The organism is Hymenobacter agri, assembly GCF_054778495.1.
The window spans coordinates 1-2,001 of record NZ_BAAGZM010000703.1; the positions used below are offsets into that span (position 1 = coordinate 1).

Here is a 2,001-nt window from a genome sequence, read left to right on the forward strand (position 1 = left end):
CAGCCGCCGGCCTCGCGCCAGCCGCGCGGCGCGGCCGTGGTGAGGCGGTAGGCTAGCCGGTTGGTATAAGCCGTGATGTAATCGGTGGTGGGCAAATACACCTTGATGAAGGTGCGGTACTGCGCATCGGGCGTCTGGGCCTCGAAGAATTCGTCCTTGTCCTGCGCGCCGTTCTTGTTGAGGTCGCCGGCGTAGTAATGGGTGCCCTGCCCGGCCGGCACGGCCAGAAACGAGTAGTCGCGCTTGAGCTCGCGGCCGGTGGCCACGCTGTAGTTCAGCTCCGAGCGCACCTGGTTTTGCAGCAGGCTCACGTTGTAGAACAGCTGCCCGAGCACCGTGCGGTTGCGGGCCAGGCCCAGCGAGTCGAGGTCGCGGTAGGTACCCAGCACGCGCACATCCTGGTTTTTTCCCAGGCGCGAGGCCAGCGTGCCCTGCCAGGTTTGGGCGGTGCCGCGCCGCTGCAGCTGCGTCTGCTCGCGGTTGGGGGTTTGGTCGCGCCGGTAGGTGTAGTCGAGCCGGAACTGCGTGCGGGCCGAGTCGCGGCTCTGAATGAACACGTCGTGCTCGTCGAAGTAGTTGGCCGAGCGGATGGTATCGGTGCGCGTCGAGCTCACCAGGTTTTTATCGAATCGGTAGGCGTAGCCGGGCACCACGCGCCCGCCCACGTAGCGCCCCGTGGCCTCGCCCCGCGCCCAGCTCGAATTGAAGCGCCCGGCCTGCGAGTTCAGCAGGAACAATGAGCCGCGCATCTGCAAATTGCCCACCTGCTGGGCCGCGTCGAGCCAGTGTTGCACGCCGTTCACCTCGCCGGGTCGAAAACGGCGGCTCAGGCGGTAGTTCACACTGTGGTTCACATCACGCATGGCGCCCAGGCTGAAGTTAAAAATGTTGTCTTCGCGGGCCTCGACGGCCTGCACCACGTTGGCCGTGTTGCTCACGTTACTCCAGTTGCGGTCGAACTCGATGTCGCGGTAGCGGTCAATGGGCGCGAAGCGCTTGCCGGTATACTCGTAGTCCATCGTCGAGCGCAGGCGGTAGCCGCGCAGCACGCCGGCGGCCAGGGCCTCAGGCAGGCGGCGGTCCTGCACCACGTAGCCCACCCGGAACGCGCCATCCTGGTCGCTTGCCGGCGAAAAGCGGTTGCGGTCGAGCCGCGAGCGGGCCGCGTCCACGAATACTGTCGTGCTGCTGTCGACCTGCACGCTCACGCCCACCGTGGCCATTTGCTTCAGCAGCGGCGTCGGAATGCGGCGCACGGGCAGGTAGCGGCCCTGGCCCCGGCCCACATATTTATACACGCGGCCGTTGCTAGTCTGGTCGGCCGGGTCGGTGGAAAGGTTATAGTCGCCGCCGCCCTGCCCCACGTCGGTAAAGCGCACCGAATACACGCCGCGCAACGTATCGGCCCCCACCGCCCGGCTGAACTGCCCGGTGCGTGGGTCGCGCCGGTACAGCACCTGCGTGCGGGAGTAGGCCACTGAGTCGCCGCCGGCCACTTCGGCCACGGCCACGTTGCCGGCGCGGCGCAGCTGCCGCAGCACGGTGGTATCGCTCAGGTTCAGGTTGAGGGCGTTGTTGGGGTTGTCGGCTTCCTGGTAGAAGTTGCCGTGCACGCTCAGCCGGCCCAGCTGCTGGTAGTGGCTGGCGGCCAGCAGCGAGCGCGAATAGTTGAGGTCGGAATACTCAAAATCAATCTTGATGCGCGAATTACGCGTGATGAGGTGGCGCGGCGTGAACGTGACTTCGGCCAGGTTATAGTCAATGGTGTAGTCCGCATCGAAGCCCCGGGTTTGCAGGCGGCCGTCGAGGTACACCTTCTCTGAATTGGCCAGCACGATGATGAACTGCTCGCCATTCGGCCCGCTGAGGCGGTACGGCCCCTGCACGTTCTCAATGGGCGGCACGTCGAGACTGGCGAACTTGCCCTTGGCCACCCCGCCCGCCGCCGTGGTCGAGGAACGCCACGCCACGCCCTTGCGCACGCCGCCAGCGCTCACGGTG

General features: G+C 66.2%; 1 pseudogene. It reads right to left on the bottom strand.

The features are described from left to right. Nucleotides 1-2,001: pseudogene (locus tag ACYVDE_RS21225) on the bottom strand (hypothetical protein); the annotation flags it as partial.